The sequence below is a fragment of the Aeromonas sp. PrichA-15 genome (assembly GCF_017939245.1).
Lineage (GTDB): Bacteria > Pseudomonadota > Gammaproteobacteria > Enterobacterales > Aeromonadaceae > Aeromonas > Aeromonas caviae.
The window spans coordinates 1-310 of record NZ_JAGKRH010000165.1 but is presented as its reverse complement, the minus strand read 5'-3'; the positions used below and the strand labels follow the sequence as shown (position 1 = coordinate 310).

The 310-nt window shown below is 52.3% G+C and carries 1 protein-coding gene; it reads left to right on the top strand.

The window, feature by feature from the left end; all coding sequences use genetic code 11:
* Positions 1–310, top strand: a 310-nt coding sequence (locus J9889_RS17655; protein WP_210557546.1) for a transposase, incomplete at both ends; no start/stop codon positions are given.

Here is a 310-nt window from a genome sequence, read left to right as displayed (position 1 = left end):
ACCCTGTCAGATGGCACGGTGTTTGAGCCCGTCAACAGCTTCAAAACCAATCAGACCAAGCTGGCAAGGCTCCAACGCCAGTTGAGCAAAAAGGTAAAGTTCAGCAGCAACTGGAAGAAACAAAAAGCCAAGATCCAGCGGCTGCATTCACATATCGCCAATAGCCGCCGCGATTACCTTCACAAGGTCACAACGACTATCAGCAAAAACCACGCGATGATCGTCATTGAGGATTTGAAGGTTGCCAGCATGTCAAAATCAGCAGCGGGCACGACCAGCCAGCCGGGGCGCAACGTCCGGGCAAAATCAG